This window comes from Pseudoalteromonas sp. SR44-8, from assembly GCF_014163635.1.
Taxonomy (GTDB): domain Bacteria; phylum Pseudomonadota; class Gammaproteobacteria; order Enterobacterales; family Alteromonadaceae; genus Pseudoalteromonas; species Pseudoalteromonas rhizosphaerae.
Genome location: NZ_JACJDS010000004.1, coordinates 1 through 16,711, shown reverse-complemented (window position 1 = coordinate 16,711; position 16,711 = coordinate 1). Strand labels below are relative to the sequence as shown.

Below are 16,711 nucleotides of genomic sequence, written 5' to 3'. Positions count from 1 at the left end.
TTATTTTACCAGAGAAACACATTGACGTGTGATCTTGTTTAAATTACTGGTAGGATGAGTTGCGGTTCATAACAATGACAACAAGGAACTGAAATGGCGATCGTACAAGAATCAGTATTTATTAAACTAACTGAGCTACAAACATTACATTTGCGCCGCATAGCAGATAACAGCAAAGCCGCTGGGCCAGCTGTGTTGTTTATGCATGGTGCTGTTGAAAATGGCAAAATATTTTATACGCATTCAAATAAGGGTTTAGCACCTTTTTTAGCTGAGCAAGGATATGTGTGTTATGTGGCTGATCTACGAGGTCGTGGTGACAGCAAACCGGCTATCTCAAAGCATGCTCACTATGGCCAAACCGAAGCTATTATTGAAGATATTCCCGCTTTTATTGCTAAAATTACCGAGCGTGAAGGTAGACCACCAGCGTATTGGGTAGCCCATTCCTGGGGTGGTGTATTAATGAATAGTGTGTTTGCGCGTTTCCCACAGTATATCAATGATGTAAAAGCATGTGCTTACTTTGGTACTAAACGCTCGCTTTATAATCATCATCCACAAAAATACCTTCAAGGAAATTTGATTTGGTATTTTTTAGCGCCAATACTGGCTAAAAAACATGGTTATTTACCCGCCAAAAGACTCAAGTGGGGCAGTGATGATGAAACTAAAAAGTCGCATTATCAAAGTATGCAATGGGCTAAACGTAAACCATGGTTAGATAGCGACGACGGGTTTGATTACGCGCAAGCTGTGGCTGGCTTAAGTTTGCCACCGACCTTACACATAGGGGGGGTGAAAGACAAAGCGCTTGCACAACAAATTGATATTGAAAAATTTATTGCCGAGTCAGGTACTGGTATTCAACACCTGCAAATGTACGGGAAAAAACACGGCCATCAATATGATTACGATCATATTAATATGTTAACGCACGCTAGTGCTAAAGCAGATCAATTTAAGGATCTAGTGACGTGGTTTGAGCGTCATTCAGCAACGCCCTGAGTGGCGTTTCAAAACGTTTCCAGTGTTCTATTGCACGGTTATGTAGCGGTTTTCGTACAGCTGCTTTGCTAAGCGTGGTAACTGGTTTTTTTGATTTATAAAAGTCTAAACATTGTGCTTCAAATGCGGTACCTAAAAATGTAAATACGCTTTTTAACGTATCGCGCGGCTCGCTGATCAGTTGCTCATAATGAACATCTAAGATAGCCGAAGGTATTGCTTGTTGCCAATGCGTCATCAAACCTTGGTATAAATCATAGTAACGTTTAAATTCAGGTAATGAGCAAAAATAAGGTTCATTTTCTGCAAAGTAATTACTATAAACGGACCAAGCTGTGGCATTAAAATCGCGCTGCAAGTTAATAAACTTAGTATTTGGAAACAATAAATAGATAAGCCCTAACGATTGATAATTAGCGGGCAATTTGTTGATCATGAACGCGCGAATAGGTTTTGCTTGTTTTAACCGTGCGGTATAAAGAGCCCGCGCTTGCTCAATCAGTTGCGGTGTTAGTGCGCTGATACATTCAGGGTAGGACAACTTGGTTTGTTGTTCTATGAATGCAACAACTTGCGAGCTAATACAGCGATCTTCCCCAAGGCTTGCAAATTCACTATGTGAAGCTAACATTTGTTCTAATAATGTTGAGCCACTGCGTGGCATGCCAATAATAAAAACGGGCGTAACAGTACCAGTAAATCCAGGCTTGATAGTGGCAAATAAACTTTTTGGGTTATAACGCATAATACTTTGATAAAACGGCGTTAATTGTTCAGTGTTGAAGCTACTCAATTGCAGCTGCAATTTATTGGCTAGTTTATAATAATTTACAGCTTGTTCTATATCATTGAGTTGATCATAACTTTTTGCCAAGGCGTAATAACAAACCATTTTTAAACGTAAATTATTGGTTTGTGTGAGTAAATGATGCAAGTTACTGATGTAGTTATGCTGTTGATCAAAGCGGCCAAGTTGTACCAGTTCAAATAAAATATAAGCAGTGACCGGATATAAACCAATACTTAGTGCTTGTGCAAAGGTGGTATGTGCTTTATCTAATTCGCCATGGGTTAAATAATGTTGTGCGAGATAATAGTGTGGCTCTGGGTTATGACTAGCAATGCTTTTTGCATACTCCAGTACGGTTAATGCATCATTTGGCGAATTAACGCCATTAAATGCATCCGCTAACGCGTGCAGTGGCTCCAACATATTAGGTAGACGTTCACAGCTTCTTTGTAATAAATAAACTGCAGCATCAAAGCGCTCTAAGCGCAGTGCAATACGGCCCAAACCAAATAGCGCTTCGCCATTTTGGGGATCACTTTCAAGCAAGGTTTTATAGTGAAACTCCGCTTCTTGGAGTTTGTTTTCGGCAAGTAGTTGGTTAGCTTTTTTTAGCAACATACATCACTTTTTTTATTTTTTAATTACTATATTTATTATTTGGGTATAGCACGAAAAAGGCGAAATGTCTTGAGCATTTCGCCTTTCTTTTCAACGCTTAATTATGATTAAAACGTATAAGTTGCTTTGGCATAATAGAAGCCGCCGTTTATACCATATGGCGAAGTTTCATAGTATTTACCACCCCAGTTATTATTAGGTGCCACGGTAAAATCAAGTTTCTCTGCTTCTTGGTCGAGCAGGTTTTGTGCGCCGACTGAGAAACTAATCGAATCATTCAAAAAGTAAGTTACTTCAGCGTCGAGCGTAATTGCCGCATCAGCTGTTTTCGCTGTAGCATCATAATCTACATGCACACCTTGGTATTCACCAAAATAATTTGCACGAGTAAACATTGAGAAACTTTCCCATTGTTGTGACCAACTAAGCGTACCACGGTGATTTGGTAAGTCATTTTCTAAACGGCTTACTTTAAACACCCCAGTAATATCAGTTGAGCGAGTAACCTCAGTTTCATTCCAGTTGTAAGCTAAACTAAATGTTGAGCTACCACCGAGTAAATCTGTAGCATAGTTTGCTACAAAGTCTACACCTTGAGTTGTGGTATCAAAGTCATTAGTAAAGAAGCTTACTTGCGCTAAGCTTTGCACGTTTGGCACACCAGCGGCTTCAAGCGTATCTTTATCAGCTTGACTCAGCTCTATTTTATCAGATTGACTAATACGGTCATCAACTTGGATATTGTAATAATCAATGGTTAGAAATACTTCACCGATGGTGTATACCGCGCCAAAGGTATAACTTTGCGACTCTTCAGGCTCAAGCTCTGTACCGCCTAACTGTACCGCAATTGGATTGGTCGGTGGTAGTAAAGCAGAGTCGACCAATACGCCACTGCTTAGGTTTGTTTGCACGTTACTGACATTGGCTTGGCCAACGGTAGGCGCGCGAAAGCCTGAACTGATTGAACCACGAACATTTAAATCATCGGTTAAGTGATATTGAGCCATCAATTTATAGTTAACAGTAGAGCCAAACGTATCATAGTCTTCATAGCGTAGGGCTAAACCCATTAAGAACTCTTCAGTAAATGGGGCTTCAATATCGACATAAGCGGCGTAGTTGCGACGAGTATATTCACCAGCGTCAGATGGTTTAAAGCCAGGGAAACCATTTGAACCGATACCAAAACCTTGATCCGTTAGTGGGCCTGCTGTAAATGATGCTACATCGCCAGAGGTAACTGTAAATGTTTCCTCGTGCCATTCAAGGCCACCGGCTATGTTCACATCGTATGCTAGATCAAAATCAAAGCCTTTTGATAAATCAAAATTAAAGTTTTTCTCTAATTGTGAGTATTTACCTGGGCTAAAATCACGCGGGCTATCAGGGCCTAATGATGCATTAACAGTATCGTAAATAAAGTAACGAGATTCATTAAAGCCGACCGTACCGCTTAAATCGTAGTACGCACCTTCTAACATACCACCAGTGAACTCGCCTTTAGTACCTATCGTAAGCGAAGTATCTGTGATGTTGCCACCAAAGTTAGGTGTAAAACCACCAGGCAATGTTTGGTTAAAGGCAAAGCAATTTGCAGCACTTAGAGAATCTATAGCAGCTTGATCTGGTGCGCCATTGGCTTGCAGTTCGACAAGAGGACAGTTTATTTGCTGATCATATCCATCCAGTGAAGCGACTAACACTGTTGGAGTTGCATCATCCCACAGTTTTTGACCCGCTGGATTATCATCACCAGGGCGACGCATATTTGTACCATTAACATCACGAATTGTTCCGCCATAAACACCAGGACGAGTTGTTGGATTACGATAATAAAAACCACCGCGTACATCACGCTCTGAATAGTTACCAAACATGTAAAATTCGGAGTTTTTAGTCAGCTCAAGGCCGACATTACCAAAAATAGAGATATCGTCATCAACTTCTGGTGCGCCCCATATTTGTGTAATCGGGGCAATGTCAGGAACACCAGCCTCAATTAAGTTTGCTGCATCAAAACGTTGCACTGAACGACTAGTTGCGTCAGCCGTTTTGTATTGAAAACTTAAATTTGCGAAGCCATTGTCGGTAAATGGTAGACCAATGTTACCGGAAATCTGTGTTGTATCACCGTCGCCTTCATAGTACTGACCTTGGCGTACTTCGAAACTGCCGCCTTCTGAGGCATCTTTTAGTACAAAGTTGATAACCCCAGCAATCGCATCTGAGCCGTACTGAGCGGCTGCGCCATCTCTTAGTACTTCAACTTGTTTTAGAGCGATACTTGGAATAACTGAAATGTCCGCACCTTGTGCGCCATCGTTTATCCCGCCACCTAAAAAGGCAATAACAGAGGCACGATGACGACGTTTACCATTGAGTAATATCAATGTACTGTCAGAAGGTAAGCCACGTAAGTTAGCTGGACGAACCAAAGATGCTGCGTCACTAATAGGCATTGAATGCACGTTTAATGATGGAATTGAGCCTTTTAATAGCTCTAGCATATCCGTATTACCTGATTTACCAAGTTCTTCACCACCGATGATATCGATAGGTACCGGTGAATCACCAATAGAACGCGGTGCAGAGCGAGTACCCACTACGGCTATTTTTTCTACATTTTTATTTACTTTAGTTACTTCAGCTTGTTCATCTGCACCTAAGGCAGTCCCCGAAATAAATAAGCCTGCGGTGGTTGTCGTTAATGCAATTTTAACTGCATGATTTAATATGTTATTTCTAAATTTCATTCTAATTTCCCCAGTTAGAATTATTGTAATTTCGTAACTATATGATTTTTAAAAAGCCAAATAGTCTATTAAAGTTATACAACTTGTTAAATAATTGTGCAAGGTGTTAAATGATTTGGTTTTTTTTGGTTTTTCTATAGAGGAAATTAGAGGTTTACATACCTATATGAAAAGTAATGATATTTTGAAAAGGGAAATTAGAAATAAAGTAATAAGTGGGATTTTTTTATAAGTAAATGAAATAATAATTTTGTAAATAAATCTTTAGACTAAGTAAAATTCAATAAAGTTCAATAATTATTAATGATCAGTTTGTTCAGGATTTTGTTGTCGCCAAACTTTTAACGCTTCTCGGTATTCATCCCAAACACATGGGCAACAACTGCCACCACCGCAGCACTGATCAGCAGCCGGTCTGGTTGGTTTTGTGTCGTCAACTCGGTATGGTATATCGGCTGTGTTTTGCGGCATTTTATCCATTATTTACAGATTTAATAGCATGGGCTGTTTATTGGCCCGTGATTATACTTAATCATGGCTTTTTTGCTAGTTGAGAAATGATGTTGATCTGTTAATCGGTGATTGTATTAAATTATGCTTTGTGAAGTGTTAAGGCTATGTGAGAATAGCGTTATGCGACTATATAAAGTTATTCATCGTGCCCCAATTCGAGTGGCAAAAATTAGTACAAAACGCCAACAGTTGCGTTTTAAGCGCGCTATGGTAGCACTTAAAATTGCACTGGCGCAGGAAAAGCAAGAAACCAAAGAAATGCTCACAATTTATCGTCGCTACACCCAAGGAGATGTGAGTAAAGAGGATCTGCAAAAAGCGAATGCCCAGTTTGTTGATATTCTCAAAGGATTGGGTTTAGGTGTTTTTGCTGTTTTACCTTTTGCACCTGTGACTATTCCACTGGTTGTTAAGTTGGGTCAATGGGTTGGAGTTGATGTACTGCCAAGTTCATTTAATATAAATAAATCACTTAAAGATATTGACCAGCAGATCGCTGATGAAGAGCAGCAACACCACCACGCTGAAAAAACGGCAAAATCAGACGTAAAACCACCTGTAAAAAAATAATGCCATGCAGTTTAAAGGATAGTCTTTGTGCTATACCTTTTATGCTGAGTTATTGATATGCTTGATCATCATATAATTTTAAACGAGTCATTTAATGAGTACATTAATTCGTCATAGTTCTACGGGTATTCCTTTATCTTTTATTGTTAAAAATGACTTAGCTACATGGCAAGCACAGCAGCCAATTTTTTTACAAAACTGGCTAAATAGCTGTGATTTTGCAAAACAAGGTTTAGCCTTGGTGGTCAATCCACAAAGTGGAGCGCTAAGTCAGGTGTATTGTTTAGTTAATAGCGTTGATGACTTTTGGCTCGCGGGTGAATTAGCCAGCAAACTGCCAGCAGGAATTTACCAAGTTCAAGAGTGTGAACAACAATTAGAACAGATTGCTCTGGGTTTTATACTTGGTGGTTATGAATTTAGCGAATATAAAGCCAAAGGTGCTGTAAAAGCACAATTAGCAATAGCTGATGAAGCATTGTTTGCGCGTATTACACGCCAAGCCAATGCGATTAACTTAGTTAGAGATTTAGTTAATACGCCTGCCGCAGACATGATGCCACAGCACTTATCACAAGTGATGGCTGATTTAGCACACACTTACAATGGTCAATTCAATGAATGGATAGGGGATGAATTATTAGAACAAAACTATCCAACTATCCACATGGTAGGCCGCGCCAGTGAAAATAAACCGCGTTTACTTGATTTACACTGGGGCGCTGCAGATGCTCCTTTGATCACCTTAGTCGGCAAAGGTGTTTGTTTTGATTCTGGTGGTTTAGATCTTAAACCAAGCTCAGGTATGCGCAATATGAAAAAAGACATGGGCGGCGCAGCGCATGTAATTGGTTTAGCGCAGTTAATTATGGCGGCAAATTTACCAATTCGTTTACGCGTGTTGGTACCCGCTGTTGAGAATGCGGTATCGCGCAATGCATTTCGCCCTGGCGATGTAATTAAAACACGTAAAGGCATTATGGTCGAAATCGATAACACCGACGCAGAGGGGCGTTTAGTGTTATGTGATGCACTCACGGAAGCACAAAATGACAATCCTGAGTTGATCATTGATTTTGCAACCTTAACCGGTGCTTGTCGTATTGCGTTAGGCACTGAGTTACCAGGGTTTTTCTCAACTGAGCGTGATGTTGCCAATGGCATTATTGACGCCGGTATTGCAGTAAGCGACCCTGTTTGGCAATTACCGCTTTTTGAGCAATATAAAAGTTTATTAAAAAGTGATGTTGCTGATATGGCTAACTGTGCAAGTACCCCATTCGGCGGGGCAATTACTGCTGCACTTTATTTAAAAGAATTTGTAGAGCCAACCACACCATGGGTACATTTTGATGTAATGGCATGGAATATCCGCTCATTACCAGGTCGTCCAGTCGGTGGTGAAGCACTCGGTATTCGTGCCGTATTTAACTACTTACAAAGTCGTTTTAAATAAATTTATTGAGCTTTGTGAGGTTATGCCTCATAAAGCTCAAGCGGTAACCCATCAGGATCTGCAAAAAAGGTAAATTGTTTACCTGTGTATTCATCAGTTCGAATCTCTTCTACTGCCACACCTTGGCTTTGCAAATACACTTTACTTTGCTCAATATTGGCCACTTTAAATGCTAAATGTCGTAAACCTTGTGCTTCTGGGTAACTAGGTCGCTTTGGTGCATTATCAAATGAAAATAGCTCTATTTGGCTACCATCAGGCAAGGCTAAATCTAATTTGTATGAGTGGCGATGTTGGCGAAAATGCTCTGCAATTATGGGCAGCTGTAAGATCTGATGATAAAAATGTTTTGAGCGGGTGTAATCGCTGCATATAATTGCAGCGTGGTGAATTCCTAGCAATTGCATCATTTTTAGCTATCTGTGGTAAATGGCGCAGTATAGCTGCGCCATATTGAGTATGTTATTGATCACTACCTTTGCAAGCTGCTACTGCGGGGGCCACTAACTCTAAACCGGTTTTATCACACGGTGGTAGTGCTGCATCGCTAACGCTGATTGGCGTGACGCGTTCGCCCCATTTTATGTAACTAGCAGCCCAAGTTAATCCGGCACCAAATGCTGCAGACATGATATTAGCATGTGGTTTAATTAATCCTTGCTCAACAGCTTCGCATAATGCGATTGCAATAGTTGCTGCCGATGTATTGCCGTATTCGCCAATGTTAACCATTACTTTTTCATCTGGCACTTTTAAGCGATGTTGAATGGCTTGAATGATACGTAAATTTGCTTGGTGTGGCACAAGTACATCGATATCATCAAGGCTCAAATTTGCTTGTGTGAGCACATCGTCACAGGCTTCACTCATGCCCTTTACTGCGCGCTTAAAGATTTCGCGACCTTCAAATAATAAATCAGATGGCCCAATAGGCACATATTTATTTAAGTCACTACCAAAGTTAGTGATATGCAAGATATCACGGTCTTCGCTATCACAGCCTGTTTTTGTCGCGAGTAAACCCGCTGGCGTGTCTGCTGCTTCAAGTACTACGGCACCGGCGCCATCACCAAATAACACCGCACTGTCACGGCGATCCCAGTTTACATACCAGGTCATACGTTCAGCAGCAATTACTACAGCTTTTTTGATCATACCGGCTTGAATTTGTGCAGTCGCTGCTTGTATTGCATATAAAAAACCAGAGCAAGCTGCATTGGTGTCCATAGCGGCAGCGCCAACTGCACCAATGTTTTTTTGTACTAACGAAGCTGTGTTTGCCACCATAGTAGAGGGCGTACATGTTGCTAATAACACTAAGTCAATGTCTTTAGCATCAATGCCAGCACAGGCTATTGCATGTTTAGCTGCTACAGTGGCAAGCTCTGCAGTACTAACGTGGCTTACTCTACGGGCTTTTATACCAGTGCGGGATGTGATCCATTCATCATTGGTATCAACTAATTGGCTAATTTCATCGTTGCTAATACGCGCTGGTGGGATACATTTACCCCAACCCGTTATGTGTGCGTAGGTCATAGTGTGCTCTCTTTAAGTGGTCAGACATGTGTCATCTATGTTTGATTTATACCAAAAATCCAGTTCTAAGACTAGTTTATAACTTAGCTTACGTCGTAAATAGTGGTAATTAAACGTAATTTAGGCTAATGGTAGTAGAAAAATGAGGTAAACATGAAACAAAAATTAATTACTATCTTGGCTGCATTGGGTACGACGGTATATTCTGCGGCGAGTTTTGCAACACAAACTCAGGTTATTTACGCAGGATCAATGTTAGCAGGTGCTGAACAAATACTAGAAAAGCAACGCACTATTGTTATAGAAGACGCTATCATCACGCGCATCGAAAAAGGCTATGTGAGTGTTATTGATCTAGCATTGCCCGATGCAAAGATCATTGATTTAAAAAATCAATTTGTTATGCCTGGATTAATTGATATGCACGTACATGTTACATTTGAGCGTGACGCAAACGCAAACCCTCATCAATGGCTTACAGAGTATGAAGCGGACTATGCTCTGCGCTCAATTAAATATTTACAGCGTAGTCTTGATGCCGGTTTTACCTCGGTACGTGATTTAGGTAGCAGTTATAAAGTGATCTTTCCACTACAGCGTGCCGTTGAGCGTGGAGATATTCAAGGGCCACGTATTTTTGCTGCAGGAGATACAATTACCCCAACAGGCGGGCATGCTGATCTGCACGGTTACCGTAAAGATATTAGTGATGTGATAAGTGGAGGGTTAGGGGTGTGTGATGGTGCTGATGATTGTCGCCGCGCGGTTCGTGAAGTAATTAAATCAGGTGCTGATGTAATTAAAATTACCGCAACGGGTGGGGTGTTAAGTAATACCGCAGCGGGTGTCAATCAGCAGTTCACAGATCAAGAGTTGATGGCGATTGTTGATACTGCACATAACTTAGGGCGCAGCGTAACAGCCCATGCTCATGGTACATCAGGGATCAAAGCGGCATTACGTGCAGGTGTTGATTCAATTGAACATGGGTCTTACCTAGACAAAGAGACTGTAAAGTTATTTAAGCAATATAACGCTTATTTAGTGCCCACGTTATTGGCAGGCCAAACGGTCAGTCAAGAAGTACTCAGTAACCCAAATATGCCAACAGCTATTGCTGATAAAGTACGCACCGTTGTACCAAATGTTGCAGCTTCATTTAAGCTGGCATTAAAAAACAATGTTAATATTGCTTTTGGTACAGATTCTGGCGTATCACGCCATGGTAATAATGCTGATGAGTTTTTATGGTTAGTTAAATATGGCATGACTGAAAAGCAGGCTATTATGTCAGCAACAGTTAATGCCGCTAAGTTACTCGGCCAACAAGACCGACTAGGGCAGTTGAGTGTTGGTAAACAAGCAGATATCATCAGCGTTAATGGCTCTCCTCTTGATGATATAACGACATTGCAAAATGTACAATTTGTGATGAAAGCAGGGCAAATATATAAACACCAATTGTAGGATACAGTATGGGCAGCAAAATCAAGGCATCATTGTTTAATCATTTGATTGACGCTGAGCGCCAGTTATTAGATCCTGAGATCCGTCAATCTGAGCAGGCATTGGATGCTTTGCTCGATGATGATTTTATTGAAATTGCCGCTAATGGTACTGTATTTAATAAATATCAAGTATTAACGCGGTTACCTACCGAAGTCGTGCCGCAGTTTTACAATCAGCATTTTAAAGGCCGAATGCTTAGTGATGATATTGCCCAACTAAGTTATCAAGCGGCATATCGGCGCTCTGCGCGCGCTGAGTTTAACTATTCGTTACGGATGTCGCTGTGGCGATTAACCGAAGGCCAGTGGAAAATGGTGTTTCATCAAGGAACGCCGTGTGCTGTGTTTAGTATCTCTATGGATGATGATTAGGTTAACCTTCTTTAATTAGGCATTTTTTATTAGGTAGTTATGTATGGCGTTTTTAATGCGCACTGATCCTGCGATTAGCCGTTTACTGATGTTACGCAGTGGTGCAATTGCAATTCAACTATTGGCCGTTGTAGCAGTCTATTTTTTACTTGAGCACCAAATCCCTTTATTGCCTCTACTGGTAGTGATCTCCCTTGAAGCCGTATTCCAAATTTTAAGCGTGATTGCTTATCGTAATGTCAGTAAAGCGAAAGAACTTGGGATGTTAATGCAGCTTACGGCCGATGTGCTTTTTTTATCGGTATTGCTGTCTTTGAGTGGTGGTGCGACCAATGCATTTGTGTCGTTACTGTTGTTACCAATAATGATTGCTGCGGTGAGTGTCAGTGCTCGCGGCTTAGCTTATATTGCTGTATTAGCGATCACCGCCTATAGCGTGCTGCTATTTAAAATGCCTCAGCACAGCATGCATCATATGCAAATGACCAGTCACTTTGTGGGTATGTGGGTTAACTTTGTGATCAGTGCTAGCGTTATAGCATTCGTTATCGGCACTATGAACCGTGCACTGCATTCGCGAGAGCGCACAATTGCAACTGTGCGAGAAAAACAATTACGAGCAGAGCAGTTAGTCACGCTTGATGGTGCTGCGGCACAAATTACTCATCAATTAGCCAGCCCAATCGCCAATTTACAATTATTGTATGAAGAGCTTCTTGAAGAGCAGCCCGATAATGAGATTGTGAAAGACATGCAGCAGCCCTTGTTGCAATGCGCACAGCAGTTAAAACAGTTTCGTACCCTGTCATCTGAACTACGCACACAAACGGTTGCAGCGACTGTATCGTTAAACGCATTAGCTCAACAAATTAGCGATACAATGCTATTACAGTATCCCGATCAACAGCTTAATTGGCTAAATGCAGCGCCTGCTAGCTCGGTTACTAATGATGCTATGTTACTGCCAGCGATATTAAACTTGTTGCAAAATGCTGCTTTTGCCAATCAACAGGCACAGCAACAAACACTGGAATTGAACTGGCAACAGACTCCAGATAACCCTAAAACAGTGAGTTTAGTTATACGTGATTTTGGTAAAGGATTTAGCGCAGCACAATTGGCAGAGTTAGGGGGTCAGCTAATGCCTAGTGAAACGGGGATGGGGCTTGCAGTTATGCTTTCAAATGTAACATTTGAGCGTTTACAAGGCTCTTTAACATTATTTAATCACCCACAAGGTGGCGCGGTTGCCAAAGTACAATTAACCATTGATGAGCCACAAGTTGAGCCTGTATGAAGCTATTAATTATTGAAGATGATATTAATCTTGCCAATACGCTAGCGCGGCGCTTAACCAAACACGGTTTTGCATGTCAGCTGGCACATGATAAAGCCGAGGCTATTGGCATAGCTAAAAACTTCGCACCGACACATATTCTGTTAGATATGAAATTAGCTGACGATAACGGTTTAGCTCTTATCGCACCACTGAGAGCATTACTAACAGACGCACATATTGTATTATTAACAGGCTATGCCAGTATTGCCACAGCGGTAGAGGCTATGCGCCTAGGTGCAAATGATTATTTAACAAAACCCGTTGATATGCTCACGTTATTACGAGCCTTAACAGGCACATGCGAGCCAACTACTGAGTTAATTGCAGATGATATTGTAACTATGTCGCCAGAGCGTCTTGAGTGGGAACATATTCAGCAAGTGCTGCATACCAATCAAGGTAATATTTCAGCAACTGCTCGGCAACTTAATATGCATCGGCGGACTTTACAGCGTAAGCTACAAAAAAAACCAGTTCAGCAGTAAATCCTAGCGCAATAGTGAGCGTTATTGCGGATCACGGTTTCCGGTTTAGTAATGCTCAGTAAGTTTATTGTTGCCTTTTAGGCAATAAGTTTTACCCGGTCAACTAAGTAATACAGTCGCCTGTAGTCACTTTAAATGAAGCTCAGATTACTTTAGTGCATTTATATTTGGGCACCAGCCACGCATCATAGATAGTTTTGCAGTTTAGATAGTTGCTGCAATGGCGTTCATTAACTACAGTAAAAATATCATTGTATTTTTTGCAATCAGCATAAGTAGTCATTATGGATTTATCACAACTGGATTTTGTAGCCGTATTATTAGCTGCCATGTCTTCTTTTATGTTAGGAGGCGTTTGGTATTCACCTTGGTTGTTTCAACGAGCCTGGTTAGAAGGCTGTGGATTAACGGAGCTGGATTTAAAAGCAACAAATCCAAAATGGGTATTTGGTGGCGGTTTTGTTTTATCTTTATTTATCGCTTTTGGCTTATCACTGTTTTTAGGACCACATCCACATTTAGGGGTTGCGGTAGGCGTTGGCTTTGCGGTTGGACTATGTTGGGTAAGCAGTGCCTTAGGAATGAGCTATATTTATGAACAACGACCACTAAAGCTGTTTTTAATCAATAGCGGTTACCATATTTTACAGTTTACTTTAATGGGCTTAATCTTTGGACTTTGGCCATAAGCTGTTAATCTATTCGCGTGTTTGTAGTAAAAGTAACAAAATAATGGCAAAACCAAATAAAAAAGGCCCTACTAAAACGGTCGATATTTTTTGTAGTCAATGTAAAGCTCCTCTATTCAAATATCGTAAAGGCGGCAAAGGGGCATTGGTTAAATGTTTTATCGAACGGATCAGTCAAGATTTCACCACAATTCCTTGCGTATGCCCCAACTGCTCACGCCCTTTTGCTCGAGAAGCAATTATTCGAGGCGCACCCGCGTATAAAATGATCGGCGGCAAAGTTACGTTTAAGTAGTCATTTAATTTGAGCGTATATTCATATTTTATTGATTTAATCATTTTTTAGTCTGATTGTTCCTGTATCTGATTTAACTATAAATAAACTGTAACTCTTTAATTTAATACGACTTTAAATAGTAATTGCACAGTTTTTTTATGATATTGATGGTATCCGAGGTTGGTCTACTTCGGAAATTGAAACAATAGGAGCTGCATTTTTGAGAGGTTTTAAGAAGTACAGCGCAAAGGTACACGGAGCTGCGTATGCAATTGAGCATCGTCTAGATTCATTTTCTATAGATGCACTCGGAGCTTCTTACGAAGTTGGATATGGGGTAATGTATCTGCAAGGAACAAAGAAAACATACTCTAGCTATGTCGCGTTTTGTAAATAGTTTTAGAATCAATAAGGAATAAAAATGATTAAAAAAGTAATTTTTATTTTTATTATATTTCAATTTTTATTGGTGATTAGTTTAAATCACCACTATGGGATAGCCATAGCGTTAACCACTTGTATTTTTTATATTTTCCGTTCTAAATCCAATTTCTTTTCTTTGAGCTTTCTTTTTGAAGATGTAAAAGAAAATGCATTTACTTTACTATGTGTGTTTTCAATAGTTGCATTGACAATTTGCCAAATCTCTTATAGTGCAAATGATTGGGGGTTGTTGACAATAATAGTACCATTGTCGTTATTGTTTTATTTCTTCCTTACACTTTTTAGTTATACTGCTGATTGTATATATAAAATATTCGGAAAGTTTTTTAGAAGGAAGTAAGTGCTCGTAAAGTAAAATAGGAAAGGCACAAATTTTTCGATAGTGCATCAAGGAAATATAATGTCAAAATATAGATTTTTAACTTTATTATTTTTAATAGTTAATTCACAGGTATGCTTTTCAAATGCGATTGAAAAACCACCTAAAGCTATTGAAGCCGTAGTATATACTATTTGCGATTTGGTATATTGCAATACGAGTGTTGTTTTAAGAAATAATACGGCATTTGAAATTAAAGTAATTTCAAATTATTTCGATGAAACTCATTTTACTGAGCATGCTTTTAAGTTTTATAGAGCAAAAGACGTGTATGCAACGAGTAACCCGTTTGACAACCCATTATCGTTTAAAAATGTAGAGTTTTCGCCACTTGAAGGAGATGTAATATTTAAACCTCTTGAAGTCAAAACTTACACTACGCTAATAAAAAGAGATAGATTGAATTTTGAAAAAGGCATTGAGTACGTTGTTTTTTCGGTAGTTATGGATGCGCAATATGTGATAGATAAAAAAAAGTCAAGATTCATTTCATTGCTTAGTAAGTTAGGAATAGTTGATGATTTACTTACCTTGCCTGATGATTAAACTAACAGAAAAGTAAACAGAGTCACCCTTTAGTAATAAAGTGAATAGGGTCAGGTCTTACTTTTTGTCTTTATGTAATTAGTGGCAAAAAACAAGATCTGACCCCGATAGTTATATGACCCCGATAGTTATAAACCAGAGGAGAAATCATGGTGGTCGCGATAGGTCCGACGATTCTAGCTATTGCAAGTGTTGTTAGTACTAGTAATTTGCATGTTAGCTGTGGAGAAAGCGTTCTAAATAACCAGCATAAGCTAATGGTAATGAAGAAATTAAATGACGCAAGGGGCAAATTCCATTTTAAATGTGGTGATACAATATTTGTAGAAGAGCCTTCGAATACTGATGGCATTTGCTACAAAAAACATTATGGCGTGGTTGGCGGATATAAAGTTGAGCCCTATGTTGCCACATTGGAAGTCGCTGTGACTAATCAAAGTTGTAACTTTGATGGAGCCATCCGTTTAGAGCCTACCGTTGCTATAGAAGATTATGGGGTTATCTGGAGGTTTATGGAAGAGTTGAGAAATAACAAAGAGAACGCCATTAAAAAAAGGGTGAATATGTTTGACTGGTTTTTTGACAGTCAATTAAATAAATTCACCAGTATTCCTGGCGCTGTTTCAATTAGTCCAGTAGTAACAGGCTTATTTGAAAAGAATGCATACTCTATAAAAGTTTATATAAATTCTCAATTGTGGAAAGCTAATATTCATTTGAAAGATAATAAAGTTGAAGTTACCTCCATATATTCAGTAGAGTAAAAAATAATGGGGTCAGGTCTCAGGGTAAGATCACGAACTTTATCTTGACTTAAAAGTATGATCTTATACTCCTTTTTAAGGAGCCCCCATGCCTGAGATTCAACTATTCAACTATTTAAATATTTCGAATCAATTGATGACCCTCGCCAGCAGGGGAAAGTTGTCAATAAACTACTTGATATCATATTCTTAGCTGTCAGCGCTGTCATATCTGGGTGCCAAGGCTGGGAAGATATTGAAGATTTTGGCCATGATAGATTAGATTGGCTCAGGAAGTACGTTCCTCTTTAGCAAGGTATCCCTCGCCATGACACAATCGCTCGTGTGATGAGTCGCATTGATATGACGCAGTTTCAAGATTCTTTTTCTTCTTGGATGAAAGACTGTTCTAAATTAACTATGCCACTACAGTGGTGGGTTTAGTCGTGTTAAAGTTGAAACAAGACCTTTGTTCAAGTGAATATGATGATAACTTACTACCAGACAACAATTAGTTTTAATAGCATTGAATTTATACCGTATATATTTTTAATAATAATGAGTCTAGTTTTTATTGGGCGGCTAAAAGTATTATATGACTTATATGTTAAATCTTTTATTTAAGTTTAACTTCTTCGTATTATTTATTATATTTATTATTTATAATATGGTTTCTATA

At 39.6% G+C, this 16,711-nt stretch carries 16 protein-coding genes and 1 pseudogene; 12 read left to right on the top strand and 5 right to left on the bottom strand.

The window, feature by feature from the left end:
• Positions 1–93: 93 nt before the first annotated feature.
• Complete coding sequence (locus tag H5183_RS02545) at positions 94–1,008, top strand: alpha/beta hydrolase (protein ID WP_145236199.1); 915 nt, start codon at positions 94–96, stop codon at positions 1,006–1,008.
• Here H5183_RS02545 and H5183_RS02540 read toward each other — a convergent pair.
• The 3 genes from H5183_RS02540 to H5183_RS02530 form a co-directional block, all read right to left on the bottom strand.
• Positions 962–2,416 (bottom strand): sulfotransferase, encoded by a 1,455-nt coding sequence (locus H5183_RS02540; protein WP_182730850.1) that lies wholly within the window; start codon positions 2,414–2,416, stop codon positions 962–964. The two genes, H5183_RS02545 and H5183_RS02540, sit on opposite strands and share 47 nt — an antisense overlap.
• Before the next feature lie 107 nt (positions 2,417–2,523).
• Complete coding sequence (locus H5183_RS02535) at positions 2,524–5,172, bottom strand: TonB-dependent siderophore receptor (RefSeq protein WP_182730849.1); 2,649 nt, start codon at positions 5,170–5,172, stop codon at positions 2,524–2,526.
• A 300-nt stretch (positions 5,173–5,472) separates the two neighbouring features.
• Positions 5,473–5,643, bottom strand: a complete 171-nt coding sequence (locus H5183_RS02530) for an oxidoreductase-like domain-containing protein (RefSeq protein WP_182730848.1) — start codon at positions 5,641–5,643, stop codon at positions 5,473–5,475.
• Positions 5,644–5,805: 162 nt separating this feature from the next.
• Here H5183_RS02530 and H5183_RS02525 point away from each other — a divergent pair, with 162 nt between their 5' ends.
• Positions 5,806–6,255 (top strand): hypothetical protein, encoded by a 450-nt coding sequence (locus H5183_RS02525; protein WP_145236186.1) that lies wholly within the window; start codon positions 5,806–5,808, stop codon positions 6,253–6,255.
• Positions 6,256–6,349: 94 nt separating this feature from the next.
• Positions 6,350–7,711: a M17 family metallopeptidase gene (locus H5183_RS02520; protein WP_149980098.1), complete on the top strand. Its 1,362-nt coding sequence runs from the start codon at positions 6,350–6,352 to the stop codon at positions 7,709–7,711.
• A 20-nt stretch (positions 7,712–7,731) separates the two neighbouring features.
• On the opposite strand, the gene H5183_RS02515 is transcribed toward H5183_RS02520, so the two are convergent.
• Complete coding sequence (locus H5183_RS02515; protein WP_145236314.1) at positions 7,732–8,118, bottom strand: VOC family protein; 387 nt, start codon at positions 8,116–8,118, stop codon at positions 7,732–7,734.
• Positions 8,119–8,173: 55 nt separating this feature from the next.
• Entirely contained in the window at positions 8,174–9,250 is a 1,077-nt protein-coding gene (locus H5183_RS02510) for a ketoacyl-ACP synthase III (RefSeq protein ID WP_145236180.1), read from the bottom strand.
• A 153-nt stretch (positions 9,251–9,403) separates the two neighbouring features.
• Between H5183_RS02510 and H5183_RS02505 the strand changes: the two genes are divergently transcribed.
• The 9 genes and pseudogenes from H5183_RS02505 (at position 9,404) to H5183_RS21925 (ending at position 16,476) form a co-directional block, all read left to right on the top strand.
• Entirely contained in the window at positions 9,404–10,717 is a 1,314-nt protein-coding gene (locus H5183_RS02505; RefSeq protein WP_145236178.1) for an amidohydrolase family protein, read from the top strand.
• 8 nt (positions 10,718–10,725) lie between these two features.
• Positions 10,726–11,130 carry a DUF4440 domain-containing protein gene (locus H5183_RS02500; protein ID WP_145236175.1) on the top strand — a complete coding sequence of 135 codons (405 nt, stop codon included), beginning with the start codon at positions 10,726–10,728 and terminating at the stop codon, positions 11,128–11,130.
• 55 nt (positions 11,131–11,185) lie between these two features.
• A complete protein-coding gene (locus H5183_RS02495; RefSeq protein ID WP_145236312.1) occupies positions 11,186–12,427 on the top strand; it encodes an ATP-binding protein in 1,242 nt (413 codons plus the stop codon).
• Positions 12,424–12,954, top strand: a complete 531-nt coding sequence (locus H5183_RS02490; protein ID WP_182730847.1) for a response regulator transcription factor — start codon at positions 12,424–12,426, stop codon at positions 12,952–12,954. The genes H5183_RS02495 and H5183_RS02490 overlap by 4 nt, the downstream gene beginning before the upstream one ends.
• Positions 12,955–13,238: 284 nt before the next feature.
• Positions 13,239–13,643: a DUF1761 domain-containing protein gene (locus H5183_RS02485; RefSeq protein ID WP_145236169.1), complete on the top strand. Its 405-nt coding sequence runs from the start codon at positions 13,239–13,241 to the stop codon at positions 13,641–13,643.
• 43 nt (positions 13,644–13,686) lie between these two features.
• Positions 13,687–13,938, top strand: a complete 252-nt coding sequence (locus H5183_RS02480; RefSeq protein WP_149980101.1) for a hypothetical protein — start codon at positions 13,687–13,689, stop codon at positions 13,936–13,938.
• An 826-nt stretch (positions 13,939–14,764) separates the two neighbouring features.
• Positions 14,765–15,289: a hypothetical protein gene (locus H5183_RS02475; protein WP_182717832.1), complete on the top strand. Its 525-nt coding sequence runs from the start codon at positions 14,765–14,767 to the stop codon at positions 15,287–15,289.
• Between the two features lie 149 nt (positions 15,290–15,438).
• Complete coding sequence (locus H5183_RS02470) at positions 15,439–16,053, top strand: hypothetical protein (protein ID WP_182730846.1); 615 nt, start codon at positions 15,439–15,441, stop codon at positions 16,051–16,053.
• Positions 16,054–16,158: 105 nt separating this feature from the next.
• Positions 16,159–16,476, top strand: a pseudogene (locus H5183_RS21925) (ISAs1 family transposase).
• The last annotated feature ends 235 nt before the right edge of the window (positions 16,477–16,711 follow it).